The sequence below is a fragment of the uncultured Kluyvera sp. genome (assembly GCF_902485085.1).
GTDB lineage: Bacteria > Pseudomonadota > Gammaproteobacteria > Enterobacterales > Enterobacteriaceae > Kluyvera > Kluyvera ascorbata.
On the sequence record NZ_CABTJS010000115.1, the window covers coordinates 1 to 24,385 of the forward strand.

The window sequence follows — 24,385 nt, forward strand, 5'->3', positions numbered from 1 at the left end:
CGTTGTTTTTGAGGATATAAGCCACTGCGTTCTCCGACCAACCCCAAATTGGTCGCTTTTCCCAGCCCAAAACGTGAGTAAGTATCTACTAACGCTGAGGACGGCATCGCTAACGCCAGCTTGGAAACACCGACGTTACTCGACTTCTGTAGTACCCCGGTCAGGGTCAATTCGCTGTAGCGCGCCACGTCTTTGATTTCGTGGCCGTTAATACGGTAAGGGATGGTATTCAGTACGGTGTTTTCACGCACCACGCCGCGCTGAAGCGCGGTCATCACTACCATCGGTTTCACCGTGGAACCCGGTTCAAACACGTCGGTAATGGCCCGGTTACGCATGGTGTCTTTCGCGGTACCGGTAAAGTTGTTCGGGTTGTAAGACGGGCTGTTAGCCATCGCCAGCACTTCACCGGTGCTCACGTCGACCAACACGGCGCTGCCGGATTCCGCTTTGTTAAACGCCACGGCGTTGTTCAATTCGCGATAAACCAGCGCCTGCAGGCGTTCATCAATGCTCAACGCCAGGTTATGGGCGGCCTGACTGTCGGTTGAGGAGATGTCTTCAATCACGCGACCATAACGGTCTTTACGGACAATACGCTCACCCGGCTGACCGGTAAGCCATTTATCAAAACTCTTCTCAACCCCTTCAATCCCCTGGCTGTCGACGTTGGTGAAGCCAATGAGGTGAGCGGTTACTTCCCCTGAAGGGTAGTAACGACGAGATTCTTCACGCAGATAAATCCCCGGCAGCTTGAGCTTTTTGATGTAGTCAGCCATATCAGGGTTAACCTGACGCGCCAGGTAGATAAAGCGCATGCGTGGGTTGGTATTGATACGGTTTGCTAGCTGGTCCAGCGGGATGTTCAGGGCATCTGCCAACGCTTTCCAGCGGTTGTTCAGCACCACGCCGCCCGCTTCGTGCAGCTCTTTCGGATCGGCCCAGATAGCTTTCACCGGCACGCTCACCGCCAGCGGACGACCTGAACGGTCGGTAATCATGCCGCGGGAGGTAGAAACCTGCTGAACGCGCAGGGAGCGCATATCGCCTTCGCGAACCAGCTTATCCGGGGCAATAATTTGTAGCCAGGCAGCGCGTCCCAGCAGGAACGCGAGCGCCAGAAAAATACAGCCGCAAAGCAACGCAAAACGCCAACTGATAAAGTTGGCCTGTTCTTCCTGACGTTTTGGCTTAAGCGTTTTTGCCGCTGGTTTCATGCGTTGCAATAATCCTTATTTCTGAACAACAATGTTTTCTTTTGATGGATCAACATGTTGCATCTGCAACTTTTCGGTAGCGATACGTTCAACTCGGCTATGATCGCCCAAAGCATTCTCTTCGAGGATCAGGTTTCGCCACTCAATGTCTAACGCGTCGCGCTCCAACACCAACTGTTCGCGTTGGGCTGTTAACAGGCGAGTATGGTGAGCCGTCGTCACCACCGTTACCGCCGTGACAATAATGCAAATGAACAGACAGAGTGGCAGCTTCCCAAACTGCAAAAGGTCGTCGCGAATAACGCCAGGCAAGGCATGGCGCTCGCCGTTTCCTAACGACCCGGTTACTTTGCTTAGGGCTTCTGTCACTCTGCCGATCATGCGTTCGTCCTTTCTGCAATACGCAGCACTGAACTACGGGCACGCGGATTCTCTGCCACTTCATCTTCGCCCGGCATCAACTTGCCTAATGCTCGTAAATGACGGCCACCCAGCTTCCTGAGTTGCTCTTCAGTCATCGGGATCCCCGCCGGAACCTGAGGACCGCGGCTTTGTTCACGCATAAAGCGTTTCACAATGCGGTCTTCCAGCGAATGGAAACTGATGATTGACAGCCGCCCACCCGGGGCCAGCACGCCAAGCGAGCTTTTTAGCGCTTGCTCTATCTCCTCCAGCTCACTATTCACCCAAATGCGCACCGCCTGGAAGGTACGGGTTGCGGGGTGTTTGAATTTGTCTTTCACCGGCATGGCCGCCGCGATAACTTCCGCCAGTTCTTTCGTGCGGGTCATCGGCTCAACGCGATTGCGTTCAACAATGGCGCGGGCAATACGTTTGCCAAAACGTTCCTCGCCGAAGGTTTTAATCACCCAGGCAATGTCCGCTTCTTCTGCCGTTTGCAGCCATTCTGCTGCTGATTGACCGCGGGTTGGGTCCATACGCATGTCCAGCGGGCCATCGCGCATAAACGAGAAACCGCGTTCTGCGTCATCAAGCTGCGGTGAAGAAACACCAAGATCGAGAAGAATACCGTCGATCTTGCCAACAAGGTCGCGCTCGGCAACGTAGTCCGCCAGCGCAGAGAAAGGACCATGCACGATGGAAAAGCGTGGATCATCAATGGTCTTAGCCACCGCAATCGCTGCGGGATCGCGATCGATCGCAATCAAACGCCCCTGCTCGCCAAGCTGCGACAGGATAAGACGCGAATGACCACCGCGACCAAAAGTGCCATCGATATAGATACCGTCAGGACGAATATTCAGGCCGTTAACGGCCTCGTCCAGCAGTACCGTAGTATGTTTAAAATTTTCCATCATATTTATAAGGACAAATCCTGCAATCGCTCCGACAGCGCCCCTGAAGCAGATTGCTCAGCGTCGATATCTTCCTTGACCCGTTGATACCAGGCCGTTTCATCCCACAGTTCAAACTTGTTGAACTGCCCGACCAGCATCACTTCTTTGGTCAATCCGGCATGTTGCCGTAAAACCGGCGCAATCAATAATCGCCCGGCATTATCCATCTGACATTCGCTAGCATGCCCTAACAACAGTCGCTGTACGCGACGTTCAACGGGGTTCATGCTCGACAAACGCGAGAGTTTTTGCTCGATAATTTCCCATTCGGGCAGAGGATAAAGCAGCAGGCAGGGGTGATGAATGTCAATGGTACAAACCATTTGACCGGTAGCGCTCTCGACAAGCTGGTCCCGATATCGGACAGGGACGGCTAAACGCCCTTTGCTGTCGAGATTGACTAACGTTGCCCCACGGAACATGCCAGCCTCACCCCCATTTACCACTTTGCCCCACAAATTCCCACTTTAAGGAGTTTACGGAGCAGAGGAAAAGCTTGTCAAGCCAGCATGAATGCCAACAGAGTCCAAAAAACCACTATTTGCGGCCGACAATAGCCCTGATTAATAATTATCCAGCAGACGAGGCAAATTAACGCCATGAATACCCGTAAGAAAAATACAGGCTCATTCACATTGCTTTAACGCAACTAAATATCATCGAAAAAATATATAAAGTGCCAGTTTGCGACGCGAGCGGCATTTTAGGACATTCTGTGGCTCGTTAACAGTCCCTGCGGCGCGCCCTTACGAGGAATTCAAGACAGGCCAGTAGCCTATTCTGGTAGGCCAGCTAAGAAGTGTTTGTTATTTCGGCAATCCGCCGTGAGAATGTAACAAAATAATTCAGAAATAATATATTTTTACTTTGCGTTCACATTAAAAACGCTATTTCGCTATCTTATTAGGGGAATTAAATAGAAAGCTAACTAAAATGTAGAATTATCTTAATATTAAAGAAAATAGGGTTTTTATCTAATGAAGGCCACAGCGTGTAGCCTTCATTGAGGTATTGCTTATCGGCGATTCAGACTACCGCGGCGATAGAGGTTACGACGAATACGGCTTAAGCCAGGCTTCGGTTTACGAGGCTCATCAAGGCTTGCCAGCACTATCTCCAGCACTCGTTCTGCAACATCGCGGTGACGCTGAGCAACCGCAAGCACCGGGCATTGCAGGAAGTCGAGCAGTTCGTGGTCGCCAAAGGTGGCAATGGCCAGATCGGTCGGTAGTTTCCCTTCACGACGCAGCGTTACGTCCATCACCCCTTGCAGCAACGCAAATGAAGTGGTGAACAGCGCCTGCGGCATCGGGTGCGTTTCCAGCCATTTTTCAAACAGCTGCGCCGCCGCCTCACGCTCATAGCTATTGGCATAAAGATAATGTACGTCGCGCGGATCGTCTTTCCAGGCTGTACGGAAGCCCTGTTCGCGCAGGAAGCTTACCGACAGTTCCGGTAGCGCGCCAAGATAGAGGACGGTTTCTGCCGGGAAGGTACGCAGTTCTGCGGCGAGCATTTCCGCGTCATCCTGGTCGGCGCCCACGACGCTGGTGAAGTGTTCACGATCGAGCGCACGATCGAGCGCGACAATCGGGAATGAATCGTTCGCCCAACGCTGGTAGAAAGGATGCTCCGGCGGCAACGATGTTGACACGATGATCGCATCTACCTGACGTTGCAGCAGGTGTTCAATGCAGCGCATTTCGTTATCAGGCTGATCTTCCGAGCAGGCGATCAACAGTTGATAGCCACGCTGGCGTGCCTGGCGTTCAAGATAGTTAGCAATGCGCGTGTAGCTGGTGTTCTCCAGATCGGGAATGACCAGCCCAATAGAACGCGTGCGTCCTGCACGCAGCCCGGCGGCTACCGCGTTAGGATGGTAGTTATGCTCACGCACAACGGCCATCACTTTTTCAACAGTTTTATCGCTGACGCGATACTGCTTCGCTTTACCGTTAATCACATAGCTGGCGGTGGTTCGGGAAACACCGGCAAGCCGGGCGATTTCATCCAGTTTCACAATTGCCCCTTGCTTTATAAGTATAATCCGTAACATCTAAACGCAGATTGATCTCATCGGCAATAGCTTTTCTTCGCACTTATTGCTGATTTCGCAAAAAAAAGCCCGACGTCTGGCCGGGCTACGATAAAGCGATGAGACGTGATTAGCGCATAATCTTGTCGCCGCGCGACAAACCGACCACGCCGGAACGTGCCACTTCCACGATTCTCGCCACATCACGCAGTGAAGCGAGGAACGCATCCAGCTTGTCGCTCGTGCCCGCAAGCTGAACAGTATAGAGCGATGGCGTGACGTCGATAATCTGCCCGCGGAAGATTTCCGTGTTGCGCTTGACCTCGTCGCGACCATAACCGCTGGCCTGCACTTTCACCAGCATGATTTCGCGTTCAACATGCGCGCCCTGCCCCAGCTCATTCACCCGCAGCACGTCCACCAGCTTGTGCAGCTGCTTTTCGATCTGTTCGATGGTTTTTTCGTCACCGACCGTCTGGATAGTCATACGAGAGAGCGTCGGATCGTCGGTTGGCGCCACGGTCAGACTTTCGATGTTGTACCCACGTTGTGAAAAGAGGCCAATCACGCGCGACAGCGCGCCGGACTCGTTTTCCAGTAATACAGATAATATCCGGCGCATAATCAGGTTCTCTCCGTTTTGCTCAGCCACATCTCGTCCATTGCCCCGCCGCGAATGTGCATCGGGTAGACGTGCTCGCTGCCATCGACGCAAACGTCGACAAATACCAGGCGGTTATTGCGCACCTGCTCCAGCGCCTGCGCAAGTTTGCTCTCAAGCTCGGATGGTTCGGTGATGCGAATGCCTACATGACCATAGGCCTCAGCCAAGCGGACAAAGTCCGGCAGCGATTGCATATAGGACTGGGAGTGACGGCCAGAATAGATCATATCCTGCCACTGCTTCACCATTCCCAGATAACCATTGTTCAGGTTCAGAATCAGCACCGGCAGCTCGTACTGCAGCGCGGTCGACAGCTCCTGAATATTCATCTGAATACTGCCGTCGCCGGTCACGCAGACTACGGTTTCATCTGGCAGCGCCATTTTCACCCCAAGAGCCGCAGGCAAACCGAAGCCCATGGTGCCGAGACCGCCAGAGTTGATCCAGCGACGAGGTTTATCAAACGGATAATAGAGCGCCGCAAACATCTGGTGCTGGCCCACATCAGAGGTGACGTACGCCTCGCCGTTGGTCAGCTTCCAGATGGCTTCCACTACCGCCTGCGGTTTGATCTGCGCGCTTTGAGTATCGTATTTCAGGCACTGGCGCGCCCGCCATTGTTCAATTTGCTGCCACCAGTCGCGGATCTCATCCAGCGGCTGCGCCGCGCTTTCCTGATCCAGTAGTTCCAGCATTTGATCCAGTACTATTCCCGCATCGCCGACGATCGGAATATCTGCCGGAACCGTTTTAGAGATCGATGTCGGATCGATATCAATATGCAGCACGGTGGCATCCGGGCAGTACTTCGCCAGATTGTTGGTTGTGCGATCGTCAAAACGAACCCCAACGGCAAAAATCACGTCAGAGTGATGCATGGTCATGTTAGCTTCATAGGTACCGTGCATCCCCAGCATGCCCAGCGCCTGACGATGTGTCGCCGGGAAAGCGCCTAACCCCATCAGTGAAGAAGCGACAGGCAGGTTCAGCTTTTCAATCAGCGTACGCAGCTGCGTATGGCACTCGGCGTTCACCACCCCGCCGCCGACATACACCACCGGTTTTTTCGCGGCGATGAGCGTTTGCAGGGCGCGTTTAATCTGCCCTTTATGCCCGGTCGTCGTTGGGTTGTAGGAGCGCATGCTGACCGTATCCGGCCAGACGTACGGCAGCTTATTCGCCGGGTTCAGAATATCTTTCGGTAAGTCGACCACCACCGGGCCAGGTCGGCCGCTGGATGCTAACCAGAATGCTTTTTTGAGCACGCCGGGGATATCCTCGGTCTGCTTCACCAGGAAGCTGTGTTTGACGACCGGTCGCGACACTCCGACCATGTCGCACTCCTGGAAGGCGTCATAGCCAATCAACGAGGTGGCAACCTGGCCGGAAAGTACCACCAGTGGAATGGAGTCCATATAGGCCGTGGCAATACCGGTGATGGCGTTGGTCGCGCCAGGGCCGGAAGTCACCAGCACAACGCCGACTTCGCCGGTCGCACGCGCCAGGCCGTCGGCCATATGCACCGCCGCCTGCTCATGGCGCACCAGCACATGGTCAATACCCCCCACCGTGTGTAGCGCGTCATAAATATCGAGGACAGCGCCTCCCGGGTAGCCAAATACCTGCTTCACGCCCTGATCGATTAACGATCGGACGACCATCTCGGCTCCAGACAACATCTCCATGGTTTGCCTCCAGGCTTCTGTTCTTAATGACCCGAGAATTCATTTCTCTGCGCCATACGCCCGACGGAAGAATTTGTCCGCCGACGCTAAATTATCGGTAAAGAACTAACATAACCGCTCACCACAAGGCAGGCAATTCACACGTCTGGAGTAGAAGCCGTACTAAAAAGAGGAAAAATAAAGGGAAAAGGGAGAATGATGGATGATTACTTCAACGCCAGGAAAAAGAGAGCGTAGATGCTCGGGCGAAACGCGGCATTACAGCAAAACCTGCATTTTTCACATTATTGCTCCCACCGCCAGAGAGTGATAACAGCATAATATTTTTCATTATCATAAAAAAACAAGACAAACAGAATGCATCAACACTCTGTTTGTCTGACGGGTTATTACTGCGGACGGCACGCGCTAATCAGTAACTCTTCCATCCATTGATGGCCTTTATCACGGCCTGCCGCTTCATGCCAGGAAAGATAGCAGGTACGGCTATTTAACTTCATTGGCAACGGTAAAATCTGTAGGCCCAACTGCTCGGAAAACTCTTCCGCCAGACGACGAGGAGCAACGGCAACCAGCTGTGTCTGGGACACAACATTGAGTACGCTTATCAATGCCATTCCCTGATAGGCAATACGACCCTGCTTATCAATGGTGTCATACCAAGGCTGGCTAAACGATGCATAGCGATCCAGAGAAACAACGGCGTGTTCTTCGCTATAAATATCGGCTTCAGTTACCGGTCCATGTATACGGGGATGCTTGTCGCTCGCCACCAGAACCATTTCATCATTGAATAACGGCACACAGGCAAATTCAGGGCGACGGAACTCTTCATAGCCCAACACAAACTCGATTTCCTGATAGCGCAGCTGATGTTCAGTATTTTGATTTAATGACGATTTGAAAACCATATGAATATGCGGCGCTACTTCACTTACTTTATTAAGAATGATTGAAGTTAAATAGTTATCCAGAGGGCTGCATACGCAAAGATTAAATACTCGCTCACTGCTTAATGGTTCAAAACCAGAACCCGGCAATTCATTTTGCACGAGCTGCAACGCCTGGCGGACAGAACCAAACAGCTGGAAGGCACGTGCTGTCGGCTGAATACCGCGGCCATACCGCACAAATAATTCATCATTAAACATCACTTTCAAACGAGCGACAGCGTTACTGACCGCAGGCTGTGACATTCCAAGAATATGAGCGGCGCGAGTAATGTTTTGTTCTTGCATCACCGCGTCAAATACGGTCAGCAAATTTAAATCCACCATCCGCAGCTGGGGTTTATTTCCTTCATTTATTGATGTGCGCTGCTGCTCCGGCGCATTAATGACGCTATCAGACTCCAATGTCATACAAAACTCCCTTTGCTAAATAGCAAAAATAAACTGAGGCTATATGATTTACCATGCATATAAGATCCAAAAAAGAGAATTCAATAAAAAATAGGAATATATAAAGATAACAAGGCAAGTTTGCTGATGAGCAAAATTCAAACCCATCAATATCACCAAGTGAATGTCATGTAGTTTACCCATAGATTGCGCGAATAGACAACATTCCAAAATCGGACGAATATATTAAGTATTATTAAAGTGTTTTATTTTACTGGCTTTAATAATTAACATTTTATATCAAAAAGAGTTCTCTTAAATTCACAACACAACAGAAAAAGAACAACAACCATATATTTATCATAGAGATAGATCGAAACCTCAAAAATGTCAAACTCATGAGCGTTTGCGATGATTCATGTTTAAATGCGACAAAATATGAAAGTCATGAATCAACGCATGAAACGATCATCTATAAAATGCGACCTCCTTCAGCACAATTAGCTAATTCTACCGTTTCGGTTTGATAACGAAATCGGCTTCATTTCACCTGCCAGGGTTGACATCAGAAACCATATCCAGTACCACTAAAAGCATATCGAATTCATCTGGAGAATGATGACATGTTCCGTACCACTCGCTTCAACGGCCTACTACTACTAAACGCCTCTTCTGTGCGCGGTAGGCTGGTGTGCGACGTTCAACGTTAAGTCATCATCAGTAAACGAAAAACCCGCGCCGCTGCGCGGGTTTTTTTATGCTCGTAGCAAGGCGCCCCAAGTTAACCAAGGACCTAAACCATGAGCCAGCAAGTCATTATTTTTGATACGACCTTACGTGATGGTGAACAGGCATTACAGGCAAGCCTGAGCGTGAAGGAGAAGTTGCAGATTGCTTTTGCCCTCGAACGTATGGGCGTTGACGTGATGGAAGTCGGGTTTCCGGTCTCTTCTCCGGGCGATTTTGAATCAGTACAAACCATCGCGCGCAACATTAAAAACAGCCGTGTTTGTGCGCTGGCTCGCTGCGTAGAGGCGGATATTGACGTTGCCGCCGAGTCATTGAAAGTCGCGGAAGCATTCCGTATCCATACTTTTATTGCCACCTCTCCGATGCACATCGCCACCAAGCTGCGCAGCACGCTGGATGAAGTGATTGAGCGCGCGGTGTATATGGTGAAACGCGCACGTAACTACACCGACGACGTTGAGTTCTCCTGTGAAGATGCCGGTCGTACCCCAATTGATCAGCTGGCACGCGTGGTAGAAGCGGCGATTAACGCCGGTGCCACCACCATCAACATTCCAGATACCGTCGGCTACACCCTGCCGTTTGAGTTCTCCAACATTATTACCGGCCTGTACGAACGCGTCCCAAACATCGATAAAGCGATTATCTCCGTTCACACCCACGATGACCTGGGCATGGCGGTCGGTAACTCTCTGGCAGCGGTCCACGCGGGCGCTCGTCAGGTTGAAGGCGCGATGAACGGCATCGGCGAGCGCGCAGGCAACTGCTCGCTGGAAGAAGTGATCATGGCGATTAAAGTGCGCAAAGACATCATGAACGTGCACACCGCCATCAACCATAACGAAATCTGGCGTACCAGCCAGACCGTCAGCCAGATCTGCAACATGCCGATCCCGGCCAACAAAGCTATCGTCGGTACCGGCGCGTTCGCCCACTCCTCCGGTATCCACCAGGACGGCGTGCTGAAGAACCGCGAAAACTACGAAATCATGACCCCTGAGTCCATCGGTTTGAACCAGGTCCAGTTGAACCTGACCTCCCGCTCTGGCCGTGCTGCGGTGAAGCACCGCATGGAAGAGATGGGCTACAAAGATACCGACTACAACATGGACCACCTGTACGACGCGTTCCTGAAGCTGGCGGACAAAAAAGGTCAGGTCTTCGATTACGACCTGGAAGCACTGGCGTTCATCAATAAGCAGCAGGAAGAGCCAGAGCATTTCCGCCTGGATTACTTCAGCGTGCAGTCAGGCTCCAGTGATATTGCCACCGCCTCCGTGAAGCTGGCCTGCGGTGAAGAAACCAAAGCCGAAGCCGCGAACGGTAACGGCCCGGTTGATGCGATTTACCAGGCGATTAACCGTATCACCGGCTACGACGTTGAGCTGGTGAAATATGACCTGAACGCCAAAGGCCAGGGCAAAGACGCGCTGGGTCAGGTCGATATCGTCGTTAACTATAACGGTCGCCGCTTCCACGGCGTCGGTCTGGCGACGGACATCGTGGAATCCTCCGCAAAAGCAATGGTTCACGTGCTGAACAACATCTGGCGCGCCGCTGAAGTTGAAAAAGAATTGCAACGCAAAGTTAAGAATAACGAGAACAACAAGGAAACCGTGTAATGTCGAAGAATTACCATATTGCTGTGTTACCAGGTGACGGTATTGGCCCTGAAGTCATGACACAGGCATTGAAAGTACTGGAAGCCGTGCGCCAACGTTTTGATATGCGCATTACCACCAGCCATTACGATGTTGGCGGCATCGCCATCGACCGTCACGGCGAACCGCTGCCACAGGCGACCGTTGAAGGCTGCGACCAGGCTGACGCCATTCTGTTTGGTTCCGTGGGCGGCCCTAAATGGGAAAATCTGCCGCCAAACCAGCAGCCAGAACGCGGCGCACTGCTGCCGCTGCGTAAACACTTCAAGCTGTTCAGCAACCTGCGTCCAGCGAAACTGTACCAGGGGCTGGAAGAGTTCTGCCCGCTGCGTGCCGATATCGCCGCTAACGGCTTCGATATCCTGTGCGTCCGCGAACTGACCGGCGGTATCTACTTCGGTCAGCCGAAGGGTCGTGAAGGCAGCGGTCAGCACGAAAAAGCGTTTGATACCGAGGTATATCACCGCTTTGAGATCGAACGTATCGCCCGTATCGCGTTTGAATCTGCGCGCAAGCGCCGTCACAAAGTGACCTCTATCGATAAATCCAACGTGCTGCAGTCCTCCATTCTGTGGCGCGAAATCGTCAGCGAAATCGGCAAAGAGTATGCCGACGTTGAGCTGGCACATATGTACATCGACAACGCCACCATGCAGCTGATTAAAGACCCGTCACAGTTCGACGTGGTGCTGTGCTCTAACCTGTTCGGCGACATTCTCTCCGACGAGTGCGCGATGATCACCGGCTCTATGGGTATGTTGCCGTCTGCCAGCCTGAATGAAGAAGGCTTTGGCCTGTACGAACCGGCCGGCGGCTCGGCTCCGGATATCGCTGGCAAAAACATCGCTAACCCGATTGCGCAGATCCTCTCTCTGGCGCTGCTGCTGCGCTACAGCCTGGACGCCAACGACGCGGCCACCGCCATTGAAAATGCCATTAACCGCGCACTGGAAGAAGGCGTACGAACCAGTGATTTAGCGCGCGGCGCCGCGGCAGTCAGTACCGATGAAATGGGCGACATCATCGCCCGCTATGTTGCCGAAGGGGTGTAATCATGGCGAAGACCTTATACGAAAAATTGTTTGATGCTCACGTGGTTTACGAAGCGCCAAACGAAACGCCGCTGCTGTATATCGACCGCCACCTGGTGCATGAAGTGACTTCACCGCAGGCGTTTGACGGCCTGCGCGCGCACAATCGTCCGGTGCGTCAGCCGGGTAAAACCTTCGCCACCATGGATCACAACGTCTCTACGCAGACCAAAGACATCAACGCCTCCGGCGAGATGGCGCGTATCCAGATGCAGGAGCTGATTAAGAACTGCAACGAATTCGGCGTCGAACTGTATGACCTGAATCACCCGTATCAGGGCATCGTCCACGTCATGGGGCCAGAACAGGGCGTTACCCTGCCGGGCATGACCATCGTCTGCGGCGACTCCCATACCGCGACGCACGGCGCATTCGGCGCGCTGGCGTTTGGTATCGGCACCTCCGAAGTGGAACACGTGCTGGCAACCCAGACCCTGAAGCAGGGTCGCGCCAAAACCATGAAGATTGAAGTGAACGGCAAAGCCGCACCGGGTATCACCGCCAAAGACATCGTGCTGGCAATTATCGGTAAAACCGGTAGCGCAGGCGGCACCGGCCACGTGGTGGAATTCTGCGGTCAGGCGATTCGCGACCTGAGCATGGAAGGCCGTATGACCCTGTGCAACATGGCTATTGAGATGGGGGCGAAAGCGGGCCTGGTTGCGCCAGACCAGACGACCTTCAACTATGTGGAAGGCCGTCTGCACGCGCCGAAAGGCAAAGATTTTGACGAAGCCGTCGCCTACTGGAAAACCCTGCAAACCGACGACGGCGCGGCCTTCGATACGGTGGTTACCCTGCAGGCGGAAGAGATTGCGCCGCAGGTGACCTGGGGCACTAACCCAGGCCAGGTGATTTCCGTGAATGACAACATTCCGGACCCGTCATCGTTCAGCGACCCGGTTGAACGCGCCTCCGCGGAAAAAGCGCTGGCGTATATGGGTCTGAAATCCGGTATCCCGTTGACCGACGTGGCTATCGACAAAGTGTTTATTGGCTCCTGCACCAACTCGCGTATTGAAGATTTACGCGCGGCGGCGGAAATCGCCAAAGGCCGTAAAGTCGCCCCAGGCGTACAGGCGCTGGTCGTGCCTGGCTCCGGCCCGGTGAAAGCGCAGGCGGAAGCAGAAGGTCTGGATAAGATCTTTATCGAAGCCGGTTTTGAATGGCGTCTGCCGGGCTGTTCTATGTGTCTGGCAATGAACAACGACCGTCTGAACCCAGGCGAGCGCTGTGCTTCTACCAGCAACCGTAACTTTGAAGGCCGTCAGGGCCGCGGTGGTCGTACCCATCTGGTTAGCCCGGCCATGGCCGCAGCGGCCGCGGTAACCGGCCATTTCGCCGACATTCGTAGCTTGAAATAAGGAAACACCATCATGGCTGAGAAATTTACCCAACATACGGGACTGGTGGTGCCTCTGGATGCCGCGAACGTCGATACCGATGCCATCATTCCAAAACAGTTTTTGCAGAAAGTGACCCGCACCGGTTTTGGCGCGCACCTGTTCAACGACTGGCGCTTCCTCGACGACAAAGGCGAGCAGCCGAACCCTGAGTTCGTGCTGAACTTCCCTGAGTTCAAAGGTGCTTCCATTTTGCTGGCGCGCGAAAACTTCGGCTGTGGTTCATCACGCGAGCACGCACCGTGGGCGCTGACCGATTACGGTTTTAAAGTGGTCATTGCCCCAAGCTTCGCCGATATCTTCTACGGCAACAGCTTTAATAACCAGTTGCTGCCGGTGACATTGAGCGATGCACAGGTGGACGAGATGTTTGCGCTGGTGAAAGCCAACCCGGGCATTACGTTTGAAGTGGATCTGGAAGCGCAGGTGGTTAAAGCGGGGGAGAAATCCTACAGCTTTAAGATTGACGACTTCCGTCGTCACTGCATGTTGAACGGGCTGGATAGCATTGGCCTGACGCTGCAACACGAAGACGCTATTTCGGCTTACGAAAACAAGCAGCCGGCGTTTATGCAGTAATCCGTAACGCCGCTGCCTCCCCGGAGGTGGCGCGTTCGCGCCTTATCCGGGCTACCAGCCCAGATAAGGCGGGACGGCTCCAGACTAAACGTCCTTCACCCGCCCGGTCATCACCAGCGTCACCAGCGAAATCCCGGCAATCACCCAGTACACCGAGAAATGGCCAAAGCTCTGCGCCAGCGCCCCCTGAATAATCCCCGCCAGAATCACCCCGGTTGAAATGCTGTTGGTAAACAGCGTGGTCGCTGCCCCCGCACGCCCCGGCATCAGGTCCTGGAACCACAGCATGCCAATCCCGGCAACAATACCGATAAACACCGCGTTAAACAGCTGGAGCACCAGCAGCGACGTGTGGCTGTGGAAGAAGATCAGCCCGACGTAGAACAGCACCCCGGCGGCTACCGCCGTCACCATCATCCGCCGCTTACCAAAGCGCTTCACGTAGTAACCCGCGAGGATCATCGCCGGAATTTCCAACCCCGCCGCCGTCCCCATCAGGATCCCCGCCAGGCTATCCGACAGACCGAGATCGCTACTGATCCACAGCGGCATATCAATGATATACATGGTGTTGCAGGTCCACATCAGCGTGGAGGCAATAAACAGCATCCGCACGTTGCTGTCCTTCCAGCCGCTAATCTGATTCTGCACCACGTCGGCGGGCTGTTCGACCCTCGCCACCGACGGTAGCGTCAGAGCAATCAGCGTCAGGCTAATCACGAAAATCACGGCGGCAATAGAGAACATGGCGGTAAAGCCATAGTTGAGCGCCAGCATAAAGGCCAGCGGCGGGCCAATCACCCACGCCAGCGACAGCTGCGCACGCATCACCGAGCTGAACATCACCACTTCACGCGCCGAGCTATCGGCATATTCACGCGCCAGCGCAAACAGCTGCGGCATCGCCGCATTGGCGATGGAAGCCAACAGCACGCCGCAGGTAATCAGCGTCAGGTAGTGGCGGTTGAAGGCGAAAAGCAGCGCGTTGCCCACCGCCATCAGGCAGCAGAACATAATCAGCTTACGTCGGGCACCCCGGTTATCGGATCGTTTTGCCAGCCCCAGGCTGACGACGATCCCGGCGATAGCATTGACGGTGTAGAACAGCCCTACCCAGAACGGCTGCACCCCAACTTCTCGACTGAGATACAGGCTCAGCGTTGGCGCCTGCAACGCCCCCGCCACGCCCATCATAAACGCCACCAGCATAAAGGCGGCATACACACCGTTGAGACGTCGTCCCATCGTCATTAACCAGAGCATCAGAAATCCTTTCGCGAAAGAATAAAAAAAAGCCAGCAGATGATACCTGCTGGCAAATACTCAGTCACACATGATTAGGCGAATTAATACTCAGAGGTCGGGTTCGTAACTTCCCATTGCATCAGATAGTTCAGCACTTCAAGCCGCTGTGCAGTCGCCTGACGGGCCAGCCAGGAAACATTTTTGGTGGCAGAGAAATAACGCCGGTAGAACTGATACATGGTGACCTCCTCATTTCCCCTTCGCTTCATCGAAATCAATTATTGGCTTAATATAGGGATTAATAAATTGCTGAGTTTTTATCAGGAGTTCCCCTTTTATGCCTTCAGGTCGATTACAGCAGCAGTTCATCCGTTTGTGGCAGTGCTGTGAGGGAAAATCACAGGAAACCACGCTCAACTCACTGGCCGAGCTGCTGAACTGCTCTCGCCGTCATATGCGTACGCTTTTAAACACCATGGAGGCACGCGGATGGTTGACCTGGGAGGCGGAAGCCGGGCGCGGCAAGCGCTCTAAGCTGACTTTCCTTTATACCGGGCTGGCGCTTCAGCAACAGCGCGCGGAAGATTTGCTCGAGCAGGATAGGATCGATCAACTGGTACAGTTAGTCGGCGATAAGGCGGCGGTGCGCCAGATGCTGGTGTCGCATCTTGGCCGCAGCTTCCGTCAGGGGCGGCATATTCTGCGGGTGCTTTACTATCGCCCGATGCACAATTTACTGCCTGGAACGGCGCTTAGACGCTCGGAAACCCATATCGCGCGGCAGATATTCAGCGCACTGACCCGAGTAAACGAGGTAAATGGGGAACTGGAAGCGGATATTGCGCACCATTGGCAGGCCATTTCCCCATTACACTGGCGTTTTTACTTGCGCCCCGGCATTCATTTTCATCACGGTCGCGAACTGGAAATGGAAGACGTCATCAGTTCGCTGCATCGCAGCATGACGCTATCGCTCTTTTCCAACATCACGCGCATTCATTCTCCTACCGCCTGGACGCTCGACGTGCATCTGAGCGAGCCCGATCGCTGGCTGCCGTGGTTGTTCGGCCAGGTATCGGCGATGATCCTGCCCCGCGAATGGCAATCGCTCAGCGACTTCTCGCGCATGCCGGTGGGGACCGGGCCGTATGCGGTCGCCCGCAACAACCAGAACCAGCTGAAGATCCACGCCTTTGACGACTACTTCGGTTTCCGGGCGCTGATTGACGAGGTGAACGTTTGGGTACTGCCAGAAATCAGCGAAGAACCGAACGGCGGCCTGACGCTTCAGGGCACCACCCAGAGCGAAAAGGCAGTGGAAAGCCGTCTCGAAGAGGGCTGCTACTATCTGCTGTTTGACGCACGCAGTTCGCGCGGCAACAACCCGGCAGTACGACAGTGGCTGAGCCACATTTTCCACCCGAACAACCTGCTGTATCACGCAGGCGAGCAGCACCAGAGCCACTGGTTCCCGGCCTACGGCCTGCTGCCCCGCTGGCACCATGCCCGTAGCCACACCTGTGAGAAACCGGCAGGTCTTGAGTCGGTCACCCTCACCTACTATCGCGATCATGTTGAACACCGGACTATCGGCCAGATAATGGAAGCGCTGCTGGCGGCGCATCAGGTCAAGCTGGTTATTCAGGAAGTGGACTATGATGAGTGGCACCGCGGCGAGGTGGTCAGCGATATCTGGCTTAACAGCGCCAACTTTACGCTGCCGCTCGATTTCTCACTCTTTGCCTATCTTTATGAAGTCCCGCTGATTCGCCACTGTATCCCCATCGACTGGGAACAGGACGCGCAGCGCTGGCGCGCGGGGGAGCTGTCGCTGCCTGACTGGTGCCAAAGTCTGCTGGCAAATCAGTCTATTGTGCCGCTGATCCACCACTGGCTGATGCTACAAGGCCAGCGCAGTATGCGCGGCGTTCGCATGAACACCCTCGGCTGGTTCGACTTTAAATCCGCCTGGTTTGCACCGCCGGATCCTTAAGGCTTTTGATTTATTCACGTAATCATTACAATGTGCCGTTCTCAACGGGGTGCTGATAAACATACACAAAATAATTCGTGCTGTATCAAGGCGGCAAGTGAGTGAGTCCCCAGGAGCATAGATAACTATGTGACTGGGGCGAGCGAGCGTAGCCAACGCAGAGACAGCGCGAAGGATGAAGTGTATGGGCTGAGAAAATACCCGTCGAACCTGATCCGGATAATCCCGGCGAAGGGATTTGAGGCTAACTCAAAATCCTTTGCCACCATTTTATAAAGGTGCAAAGTGCTCAAAAAATTACTCCCCCTGCTGGTGCTGGTTGCCGCTCCGGCCCTCGCCAAGCCTGTACTGACCGTCTATACCTACGACTCTTTTTCGGCTGATTGGGGCCCGGGCCCGGCAGTGAAAAAAGCGTTTGAAGCCAATTGCAACTGCGAGCTGAAGTACGTGGCGCTGGAAGATGGCGTTTCGCTGCTCAACCGCCTGCGCATGGAAGGCAAAAACAGCAAAGCCGACGTGGTGCTGGGGCTCGATAACAACCTGCTACAGGCCGCAACCGACACCAGGCTGTTCGCCAAAAGCAACGTCCCAACGGATGCCGTGACCGTACCAGGCGGCTGGAACAACGACACCTTCGTGCCGTTCGACTACGGCTACTTCGCCTTCGTCTACGACAAAAACAAGCTGAAGAACCCACCGAAAAGCCTGAAAGAGCTGGTCGAAAGCGACCAGAAATGGCGCGTGATTTATGAAGATCCGCGCACCAGCACGCCGGGTCTCGGCCTGCTGCTGTGGATGCAAAAAGTCTACGGTGACAAAGCGCCAGAAGCCTGGCAGAAGCTGGCGGCGAAAACGGTCACCGTGACCAAAGGCTGGAGCGAAGCCTATGGCCTGTTCCTGAAAGGGGAAAGTGACCTGGTGCTGAGCTACACCACCTCTCCGGCGTACCACATCATCGATGAGAAGAAAGATAACTACGCGGCGGCGAACTTTAGCGAAGGCCACTATCTGCAGGTGGAAGTCGCGGCCAAAACCGCGGCCAGCAAACAGCAGAAGCTGGCCGATGAGTTCCTGAAGTTTATGGTTTCTCCGGCCTTCCAGAACACCATTCCAACCGGCAACTGGATGTATCCGGTGACCAACGTCACGCTGCCTGAAGGCTTTAATAGTCTGGTGAAACCGCAAACCTCTTTGGAATTTACCCCACAGCAGGTGGCCACCGAACGTCAAAACTGGATTAACGCATGGCTTCGCGCAGCCAGCCGCTAATTCCCCGCTGGCTGTATCCAGGGCTAACGGCAACCACGCTGATGGTTGCCGTCGCGCTGGCGGCGTTTCTGGCGCTGTGGTTGAACGCGCCGGAAACATCGTGGTCAACGCTGCTCGGCGATAGCTACCTGTGGCACGTGGTGCGCTTCTCCTTCTGGCAGGCGTTCCTGTCGGCGCTGCTGTCAGTCGTACCCGCTATTTTCCTGGCCCGAGCGCTTTACCGACGGCGTTTCCCTGGCCGCGCGCTGCTGCTGCGGCTGTGCGCCATGACGTTGATTCTCCCGGTGCTGGTCGCCGTCTTCGGCATTCTAAGTGTGTACGGACGTCAGGGCTGGCTGTCCCAGCTTTTTGCCTGGCTTGGCTGGCAGTGGCGCTTCTCGCCTTACGGTCTGCAGGGCATTCTGCTCGCACACGTGTTCTTTAATATGCCAATGGCGACCCGCCTGCTATTACAGGCGCTGGAGCAAATCCCCGGCGAGCAGCGCCAGCTTGCCGCTCAATTAGGCATGCGTGGTTACCCGTTTTTCCGCCTGGTGGAATGGCCGTGGATGCGCCGACAGCTCCTCCCCATCGCCACGCTGATTTTCATGCTCTGTTTCGCGAGCTTTGCTACCGTACTGTCGCTCGGCGGTGGGCCTTCGGCGACTACCATCGAACTTGCTATCTACCAGTCCCTGAACTTTGACTACGACCCCGCGCGCGCCGCGATGCTGGCGCTTATCCAGATGGGTTGCTGCCTGATGCTGGTGCTGCTGAGCCAACGGTTGAGTCGAGCCATCGCCGTAGGTAATAGCCAGGTTCACGGCTGGCGCGATCCGGACGACCGCTGGCACAGCCGAATAACCGACACCCTGTTGATTATTCTCACCCTACTGCTGCTGCTACCGCCGCTGCTGGCAGTAGTGATTGATGGGGTGAATCCATCGATGTTCCAGGTCTTTACCCAGCCGGTACTCTGGCAGGCGCTTGGCACCTCATTGCGCATCGCCGTTGCCGCCGGGGTTCTCTGCGTGGTGCTGACCATGATGCTGCTATGGAGCAGCCGCGAGCTGCGCGCCCGCAACCAGCCGCTGGCCGGGCAGGCGATGGAGCTGAGCGGCATGCTGATCCTCGCCATGCCGGGCATCGTGCTGGCCACCGGCTTCTTCCTGCTGCTCAACAACACCGTTGGTCTGCCCGACTCTGCCGACGGTATTGTGATTTTCACCAACGCCCTGATGGCGGTGCCTTATGCCCTTAAAGTGCTGGAAACGCCGATGCGCGATATTACCGCCCGCTACAGCATCCTGTGTGAATCGCTGGGGCTTTCTGGCTTTAATCGACTGAAAGTGGTTGAGCTTCGCGCCCTGAAACGCCCGCTGGCGCAGGCGCTGGCCTTTGCCTGCGTGCTGTCGATAGGTGATTTCGGCGTCGTGGCGCTGTTTGGCAATGAAAATTTCCGCACGTTGCCGTTTTATCTCTATCAGCAAATTGGCGCCTACCGCAGCCAGGATGGCGCGGTGACCGCGCTGATTTTGCTGCTGCTCTGCTTCCTGCTGTTCACCGTTATTGAAAAGTTACCCGGACGCCATGTTAAAACTGAATGATGTCACCTGGCTTTACCAGCACCTGCCGATGCGCTTTAACGCCTCGATTGCCCAGGGCGAGAAAGTGGCAATCCTCGGCCCTAGCGGCGCGGGGAAATCCACGCTGCTGAACCTGATTGCCGGCTTTCTCACGCCGGCCAGCGGCACGCTGATGCTTGAAGGCCGAGTGCATACCCATACGCCGCCGTCGCAGCGCCCGGTGTCGATGCTGTTTCAGGAAAATAACCTCTTCAGTCACCTGACCGTGCGCCAGAACATTGGGCTGGGCATGAGCCCGCGCCTGTCGCTCACCGCGGAGCAGAAGCGAAAGTTACAGGTGATTGCCGGGCAGATGGGCATTGAGTCCATGCTGGACAGGCTACCCGGTGAGCTCTCCGGCGGCCAACGTCAACGCGCGGCGCTGGCGCGGTGTCTGGTGCGCGAGCAGCCGATTTTACTGCTGGATGAACCGTTCTCGGCGCTTGACCCGGCGCTACGGCAGGAGATGCTGCAGCTGGTTGATGAAGTGTGTCAGCGGCAAAACTTAACGTTGCTGATGGTTTCGCACAGCGTAGAGGACGCCGCAAGGATTGCACAGCGCGCGATGGTCGTTGCGGAAGGGCGTATCGCCTGGGACGGCGATACGCAGGCGTTATTGAGCGGGAAAGCCAGCGCGTCCGCGCTGCTTGGCATTCGGGCGTGATGTTCTGCCGGATGGCAGCGATGCTTTATCCGGCACACTACAGCCCCACCACCTTCCGCAAAATCTCGATATACACCGGCATCAGCGGGTGACGAATCACGCTTACCAGCGCCACCACGCCAACGCCCAGCACCAGCGGGGCCAGCAACAGCAGACGCTGACGCGTTAACAGCGCGCTCAGGCGGTCATGATTCTCTTTGGCGCTGCGCCATAAGCGCCAGCACAGCCATCCCGCTACCCACAGCAGCAGCGCCGCCGCCAGCAGCAGCCATTTAAAGCTGGCGCTGTGTTCATCCGCAGGAATGTCGATTGCCGCTCCGGCCAGAATGCCCGGCAGGAAGTAAAGCGGTGGCCACAGCACGCAGCCAATGATATTGGGGGTGATAAACTTGGCGATCGGCAGGTCGAGTATACCGGCCACCATCGGCACCAGCGGGCGCGTCGGGCCGACAAAACGGCCCACCAGGATAGTGAACATGCTGTGCTGATGCAGCGCATGTTCGGTTTTATCCAGCAGCGATTTGTTTTTCTTCATAAATGACCAGCGATGCAGCGGCTTTTTAAAGCGCCATCCCAGCCAGAAAGAGACCCAGTCACCCAGCAGGCAGCCAATAATACCCACCAACCACGCCTGCCAGAAATTCACCTCGCCGCTGCCAATAAGCGCCCCCAGCCCCGCCATCATCACGGTGCCTGGCAGAATCAGCCCCACCAGCGCCAGTGATTCCAGAAACGCCACCAGCGCCACCGCAATCAGCGAGTAGGTTGTGGACTGAGTAATAAAGTGTTCCAGCAGTGCTTGCATAGTGTGCCCGGTTTGAAAACGAAGCAGGGATTCTCCAGAGCGTCTCCCCCATCGTCAAGCCTTCAATTGTCTTTAGAGTTTACTGGCAAAGACAAAAACCAACACACCGCATTTCCTTTTCTTTACTTTTTATTCACACCCCGCGCGAAATTCGCTGGGACTCGCGCCGGTGCATTTTTTAAATACGCGGGAAAAATAGAGCTGATCTTCAAAGCCGACGTTGCGCCCCACGGTGGCGATAGGCATTCGCGTGGTGCTAAGCAGTAGCTTGGCCTGGCTGATGCGCTGATCCTCGCGCCAGCTCAGCACGCTGACGCCAAGCTGCTGGCGGAACAGGTGCGACAGGCGCGACGGCGACAGGCAGACGTGCTGCGCCACGCTTGCAATATCAAAGTGGCTATCAGCAAGGTGGTCGCTGATGTACTGGCACGCATCGCGCACACGGTTATCCATCGGGGGATGCAGCGATTCATTGATGGCTTCCATGCGGCGCAGCAGCAACTGTTCCAGCAGGTTAATCGCCAGATGCTCCGAGTAGCGCCCAATTCCCTGCCCGGCGTCGATTATCTTGCCAAACAGTTCAGAAATTTCCGTTTGATGCGCCTCGTCCGGGCGATAAAAACCAGTTTGCGCGACGATAGCGGGCCAGTTCAGCCACTCGTGCCAGTAGGCGCGCGGGCGGAAATAGACCCATTGGTGATACCACTCACTGGCATCCGGGTGACGGCCATAGTGGTGAATTTCGCCCGGCGGAAACAGCAGCATATCGCCCTGACGGCAGACGAACTGCTTGCCCTGGTTCTCAATCACCCCTTCACCACGCACCGTCAGGTTGAGGATAAACCCTTTCATCCCCAGCGGACGGTCGATAAAGAAATCCAGATAACCACCGGCTTCAATCGGCGTTAAACCCGCGACCAGATGGGCGTTAAAGGAGTAGCCCGGTAGCAGGGGATCGTTTTGCATTTCAGCCATTTCTGCTCGCTCTCGCTTCGCTCTTAAGAAACCAATTATCCATACTCCGCTTTTTAGCGTTATCCATGCCGTGCTGTCGATGCAGCGAGGAAGGAGTGACAGACATCCCTTGATGAACAAGGCATTTAGAGAATAAACCCTGCTAGACGCCACCTTCAGGATAACAACTGAAGTGTCTATAAGGACGGCAGAAAAGTCCACATTGAATATTTGCACGGCGTCACACTTTGAACAGTCACAGCAAGATAATCCATAAGATTAGCGGTTCCAGCCTGACGGTTTTTTGCGGGGATATCTACTGTTTCACTATCACGTATTCTTTGAGATGGAGTAACACGATGGCAATCGCAATTGGCCTCGATTTTGGTAGTGATTCAGTCCGCGCCCTGGCGGTAGATTGTGCGACGGGCGAAGAGATCGCGACCAGCGTCGAATGGTATCCACGCTGGCAGGAAGGGCGTTTCTGCGACGCGCCAAATAACCGTTTTCGCCACCACCCGCGCGACTATATCGAATCCATGGAAGCCGCGCTGAAAGGCGTACTGGGTGAACTCTCCAGCGCACAACGCGCCGACGTCGTCGGTATTGGCGTCGATAGCACCGGCTCAACGCCTGCGCCTATTGATGCCGACGGTAACGTCCTGGCGCTCAAAGAAGAGTTTGCCGACAACCCGAACGCCATGTTCGTGCTGTGGAAAGACCACACCGCGGTGGAAGAGGCCGAAGCCATCACCCGCCTGTGCCACCAGCCGGGCAAAGAAGACTACTCCCGCTATATTGGCGGCATATATTCCAGCGAGTGGTTCTGGGCCAAAATCCTGCACGTTACCCGCGAAGACAGCGCCGTTGCGCAGGCTGCGGCCTCCTGGATTGAGCTGTGCGACTGGGTGCCTGCTCTGCTCTCCGGCACCACACGTCCGCAGGACATCCGCCGCGGCCGCTGCAGCGCCGGGCATAAATCGCTGTGGCACGAAAACTGGGGCGGCCTGCCGCCAGCGGCATTCTTTGACGAACTCGATCCGATTCTTAATCAGCACCTGCCTTGCCCGCTGTTTAGCGAAACCTGGACGGCCGATATTCCGGTTGGCAACCTGACCGCTGAGTGGGCGAAACGCCTGGGGCTGTCGACGAACGTGGTTATCTCCGGCGGCGCATTCGACTGCCATATGGGGGCGGTCGGTGCGGGGGCTCAACCGAATACGCTGGTAAAAGTTATCGGCACGTCAACCTGCGACATCTTAATTGCCGATAAAAACAGCGTCGGCAACCGCACGGTAAAAGGCATCTGCGGTCAGGTTGACGGCAGCGTGGTGCCGAACTTTATCGGCATGGAAGCAGGTCAATCTGCCTTCGGCGATATCTATGCCTGGTTTGGCCGCGTTCTCGGCTGGCCGCTGGAGCAGCTTGCGGCTCAACATCCAGAGCTAAAAGCACAGATCAAAGACAGCCAGAAACAGCTGCTGCCAGCCCTGACTGAAGCCTGGGCGAACAACCCTTCTCTCGACCATTTGCCGGTCGTCCTCGACTGGTTTAACGGTCGCCGTACGCCAAATGCCAACCAGCGTCTGAAAGGGGTCATCACCGACCTGAATCTTGCTACCGATGCCCCGGCGCTGTTCGGCGGGCTGATTGCCGCCACGGCTTTTGGTGCTCGCGCCATTATGGAGTGCTTCACCGAGCAGGGCATTCCGGTCAACAACGTTATGGCGCTGGGCGGTATCGCCCGTAAAAACCGCGTCATCATGCAGGCCTGTTGCGACGTACTGAACCGTCCGCTGCAAATTGTCGCCTCTGACCAATGCTGTGCGCTGGGCGCGGCCATCTTCGCCGCCGTTGCCGCACGCGTACATACCGACATTCCGGCTGCCCAGCAACAAATGGCAAGCCAGGTCGAACACACCTTGCAACCACAGCCACAGCAGGCTCAGCGCTTTGAAGAACTCTATCAGCGCTATCTGCAATGGGCCGTGAGCGCCGAACAACATTATCTCCCGGCTGCATCCGCGGAAAAATCCGCCGCTTCTCAGGCAGCCCTGACTCATTAAAG

The 24,385-nt window shown here is 55.0% G+C and carries 22 protein-coding genes and 1 riboswitch; of the genes, 10 read left to right on the forward strand and 12 right to left on the reverse strand.

Translation table 11 applies throughout. From position 1 onward, the window contains the following. The 8 genes from ftsI to leuO all read right to left on the reverse strand — a co-directional run. Positions 1-1,217, reverse strand: a 1,217-nt coding sequence (ftsI, locus tag RDN66_RS13615) for a peptidoglycan glycosyltransferase FtsI (RefSeq protein ID WP_308537919.1), incomplete at its 3' end; no start/stop codon positions are given. A 15-nt stretch (positions 1,218-1,232) separates the two neighbouring features. Next, the gene (gene ftsL, locus RDN66_RS13620; protein WP_035893020.1) at positions 1,233-1,598 is read right to left on the reverse strand and encodes a cell division protein FtsL; all 366 of its coding nucleotides are present in this window, start codon (positions 1,596-1,598) and stop codon (positions 1,233-1,235) included. After that, positions 1,595-2,536 (reverse strand): 16S rRNA (cytosine(1402)-N(4))-methyltransferase RsmH, encoded by a 942-nt coding sequence (gene rsmH / locus RDN66_RS13625; protein WP_035893019.1) that lies wholly within the window; start codon positions 2,534-2,536, stop codon positions 1,595-1,597. The genes ftsL and rsmH overlap by 4 nt, the downstream gene beginning before the upstream one ends. Positions 2,537-2,538: 2 nt before the next feature. Then, on the reverse strand, positions 2,539-2,997 hold the full coding sequence (mraZ, locus tag RDN66_RS13630; RefSeq protein ID WP_035893018.1) for a division/cell wall cluster transcriptional repressor MraZ: 459 nt from the start codon (positions 2,995-2,997) through the stop codon (positions 2,539-2,541). Positions 2,998-3,590: 593 nt separating this feature from the next. Further along, the gene (cra, locus tag RDN66_RS13635; protein ID WP_035893017.1) at positions 3,591-4,595 is read right to left on the reverse strand and encodes a catabolite repressor/activator; all 1,005 of its coding nucleotides are present in this window, start codon (positions 4,593-4,595) and stop codon (positions 3,591-3,593) included. 145 nt (positions 4,596-4,740) lie between these two features. Further along, the gene (gene ilvN / locus RDN66_RS13640; protein ID WP_035893016.1) at positions 4,741-5,232 is read right to left on the reverse strand and encodes an acetolactate synthase small subunit; all 492 of its coding nucleotides are present in this window, start codon (positions 5,230-5,232) and stop codon (positions 4,741-4,743) included. Positions 5,233-5,234: 2 nt separating this feature from the next. After that, a complete protein-coding gene (gene ilvI / locus RDN66_RS13645) occupies positions 5,235-6,959 on the reverse strand; it encodes an acetolactate synthase 3 large subunit (protein ID WP_123650739.1) in 1,725 nt (574 codons plus the stop codon). A 389-nt stretch (positions 6,960-7,348) separates the two neighbouring features. Next, complete coding sequence (leuO, locus tag RDN66_RS13650; RefSeq protein ID WP_035893013.1) at positions 7,349-8,320, reverse strand: transcriptional regulator LeuO; 972 nt, start codon at positions 8,318-8,320, stop codon at positions 7,349-7,351. A 602-nt stretch (positions 8,321-8,922) separates the two neighbouring features. Here leuO and leuL point away from each other — a divergent pair. The 5 genes from leuL to leuD all read left to right on the forward strand — a co-directional run bounded on the left by leuL (position 8,923) and on the right by leuD (position 13,783). Continuing rightward, positions 8,923-9,009, forward strand: coding sequence for a leu operon leader peptide (gene leuL / locus RDN66_RS24310; protein ID WP_100249930.1), 87 nt, complete (start codon positions 8,923-8,925; stop codon positions 9,007-9,009). 90 nt (positions 9,010-9,099) lie between these two features. Beyond that, positions 9,100-10,671, forward strand: a complete 1,572-nt coding sequence (leuA, locus tag RDN66_RS13655) for a 2-isopropylmalate synthase (RefSeq protein ID WP_115074864.1) — start codon at positions 9,100-9,102, stop codon at positions 10,669-10,671. Then, entirely contained in the window at positions 10,671-11,762 is a 1,092-nt protein-coding gene (gene leuB, locus RDN66_RS13660) for a 3-isopropylmalate dehydrogenase (protein ID WP_035893011.1), read from the forward strand. The genes leuA and leuB overlap by 1 nt, the downstream gene beginning before the upstream one ends. Before the next feature lie 2 nt (positions 11,763-11,764). Further along, on the forward strand, positions 11,765-13,165 hold the full coding sequence (leuC, locus tag RDN66_RS13665) for a 3-isopropylmalate dehydratase large subunit (protein WP_035893010.1): 1,401 nt from the start codon (positions 11,765-11,767) through the stop codon (positions 13,163-13,165). A 12-nt stretch (positions 13,166-13,177) separates the two neighbouring features. Beyond that, on the forward strand, positions 13,178-13,783 hold the full coding sequence (gene leuD, locus RDN66_RS13670) for a 3-isopropylmalate dehydratase small subunit (protein ID WP_035893008.1): 606 nt from the start codon (positions 13,178-13,180) through the stop codon (positions 13,781-13,783). Between the two features lie 84 nt (positions 13,784-13,867). Here the strand turns inward: leuD and RDN66_RS13675 are convergent, their stop codons facing one another. Next, positions 13,868-15,046, reverse strand: coding sequence for a sugar efflux transporter (locus RDN66_RS13675; protein WP_308537920.1), 1,179 nt, complete (start codon positions 15,044-15,046; stop codon positions 13,868-13,870). Between the two features lie 83 nt (positions 15,047-15,129). Beyond that, positions 15,130-15,267, reverse strand: a complete 138-nt coding sequence (gene sgrT / locus RDN66_RS13680; RefSeq protein ID WP_115074862.1) for a glucose uptake inhibitor SgrT — start codon at positions 15,265-15,267, stop codon at positions 15,130-15,132. A gap of 98 nt (positions 15,268-15,365) precedes the next feature. Here sgrT and sgrR point away from each other — a divergent pair, with 98 nt between their 5' ends. The 4 genes from sgrR to thiQ all read left to right on the forward strand — a co-directional run bounded on the left by sgrR (position 15,366) and on the right by thiQ (position 20,558). Further along, positions 15,366-17,021, forward strand: coding sequence for an HTH-type transcriptional regulator SgrR (gene sgrR, locus RDN66_RS13685; protein WP_035893004.1), 1,656 nt, complete (start codon positions 15,366-15,368; stop codon positions 17,019-17,021). Positions 17,022-17,056: 35 nt separating this feature from the next. Then, positions 17,057-17,276: riboswitch (TPP riboswitch) on the forward strand. 30 nt (positions 17,277-17,306) lie between these two features. After that, on the forward strand, positions 17,307-18,290 hold the full coding sequence (thiB, locus tag RDN66_RS13690; protein ID WP_123650730.1) for a thiamine ABC transporter substrate binding subunit: 984 nt from the start codon (positions 17,307-17,309) through the stop codon (positions 18,288-18,290). Then, on the forward strand, positions 18,266-19,876 hold the full coding sequence (gene thiP, locus RDN66_RS13695; protein ID WP_202216494.1) for a thiamine/thiamine pyrophosphate ABC transporter permease ThiP: 1,611 nt from the start codon (positions 18,266-18,268) through the stop codon (positions 19,874-19,876). Before thiB ends, thiP begins: the two co-directional genes overlap by 25 nt. Then, entirely contained in the window at positions 19,860-20,558 is a 699-nt protein-coding gene (thiQ, locus tag RDN66_RS13700; RefSeq protein WP_202216495.1) for a thiamine ABC transporter ATP-binding protein ThiQ, read from the forward strand. The genes thiP and thiQ overlap by 17 nt, the downstream gene beginning before the upstream one ends. Positions 20,559-20,595: 37 nt before the next feature. Here the strand turns inward: thiQ and RDN66_RS13705 are convergent, their stop codons facing one another. Together RDN66_RS13705 and araC are read right to left on the reverse strand one after the other, a co-directional pair. Further along, positions 20,596-21,363 carry a DedA family protein gene (locus RDN66_RS13705; protein ID WP_308537921.1) on the reverse strand — a complete coding sequence of 256 codons (768 nt, stop codon included), beginning with the start codon at positions 21,361-21,363 and terminating at the stop codon, positions 20,596-20,598. A gap of 129 nt (positions 21,364-21,492) precedes the next feature. Further along, positions 21,493-22,338 (reverse strand): arabinose operon transcriptional regulator AraC, encoded by an 846-nt coding sequence (araC, locus tag RDN66_RS13710; RefSeq protein WP_123650728.1) that lies wholly within the window; start codon positions 22,336-22,338, stop codon positions 21,493-21,495. A 338-nt stretch (positions 22,339-22,676) separates the two neighbouring features. On the opposite strand from araC, the gene araB reads away from it, so the two are divergent. Continuing rightward, entirely contained in the window at positions 22,677-24,383 is a 1,707-nt protein-coding gene (gene araB, locus RDN66_RS13715) for a ribulokinase (RefSeq protein WP_202216496.1), read from the forward strand. Positions 24,384-24,385 lie beyond the last annotated feature (2 nt).

Bases quoted from the DNA above. Each gene is read 5' to 3' on its own strand.
- ftsL (WP_035893020.1), bottom strand. From the start codon at position 1,598: ATGATCGGCAGAGTGACAGAAGCCCTAAGCAAAGTAACCGGGTCGTTA.
- rsmH (WP_035893019.1), bottom strand. From the start codon at position 2,536: ATGATGGAAAATTTTAAACATACTACGGTACTGCTGGACGAGGCCGTT.
- mraZ (WP_035893018.1), bottom strand. From the start codon at position 2,997: ATGTTCCGTGGGGCAACGTTAGTCAATCTCGACAGCAAAGGGCGTTTA.
- ilvN (WP_035893016.1), bottom strand. From the start codon at position 5,232: ATGCGCCGGATATTATCTGTATTACTGGAAAACGAGTCCGGCGCGCTG.
- ilvI (WP_123650739.1), bottom strand. From the start codon at position 6,959: ATGGAGATGTTGTCTGGAGCCGAGATGGTCGTCCGATCGTTAATCGAT.
- leuO (WP_035893013.1), bottom strand. From the start codon at position 8,320: ATGACATTGGAGTCTGATAGCGTCATTAATGCGCCGGAGCAGCAGCGC.
- leuL (WP_100249930.1), top strand. From the start codon at position 8,923: ATGTTCCGTACCACTCGCTTCAACGGCCTACTACTACTAAACGCCTCT.
- leuA (WP_115074864.1), top strand. From the start codon at position 9,100: ATGAGCCAGCAAGTCATTATTTTTGATACGACCTTACGTGATGGTGAA.
- leuB (WP_035893011.1), top strand. From the start codon at position 10,671: ATGTCGAAGAATTACCATATTGCTGTGTTACCAGGTGACGGTATTGGC.
- leuC (WP_035893010.1), top strand. From the start codon at position 11,765: ATGGCGAAGACCTTATACGAAAAATTGTTTGATGCTCACGTGGTTTAC.
- leuD (WP_035893008.1), top strand. From the start codon at position 13,178: ATGGCTGAGAAATTTACCCAACATACGGGACTGGTGGTGCCTCTGGAT.
- RDN66_RS13675 (WP_308537920.1), bottom strand. From the start codon at position 15,046: ATGCTCTGGTTAATGACGATGGGACGACGTCTCAACGGTGTGTATGCC.
- sgrT (WP_115074862.1), bottom strand. From the start codon at position 15,267: ATGTATCAGTTCTACCGGCGTTATTTCTCTGCCACCAAAAATGTTTCC.
- sgrR (WP_035893004.1), top strand. From the start codon at position 15,366: ATGCCTTCAGGTCGATTACAGCAGCAGTTCATCCGTTTGTGGCAGTGC.
- thiP (WP_202216494.1), top strand. From the start codon at position 18,266: ATGGCTTCGCGCAGCCAGCCGCTAATTCCCCGCTGGCTGTATCCAGGG.
- thiQ (WP_202216495.1), top strand. From the start codon at position 19,860: ATGTTAAAACTGAATGATGTCACCTGGCTTTACCAGCACCTGCCGATG.
- RDN66_RS13705 (WP_308537921.1), bottom strand. From the start codon at position 21,363: ATGCAAGCACTGCTGGAACACTTTATTACTCAGTCCACAACCTACTCG.
- araC (WP_123650728.1), bottom strand. From the start codon at position 22,338: ATGGCTGAAATGCAAAACGATCCCCTGCTACCGGGCTACTCCTTTAAC.
- araB (WP_202216496.1), top strand. From the start codon at position 22,677: ATGGCAATCGCAATTGGCCTCGATTTTGGTAGTGATTCAGTCCGCGCC.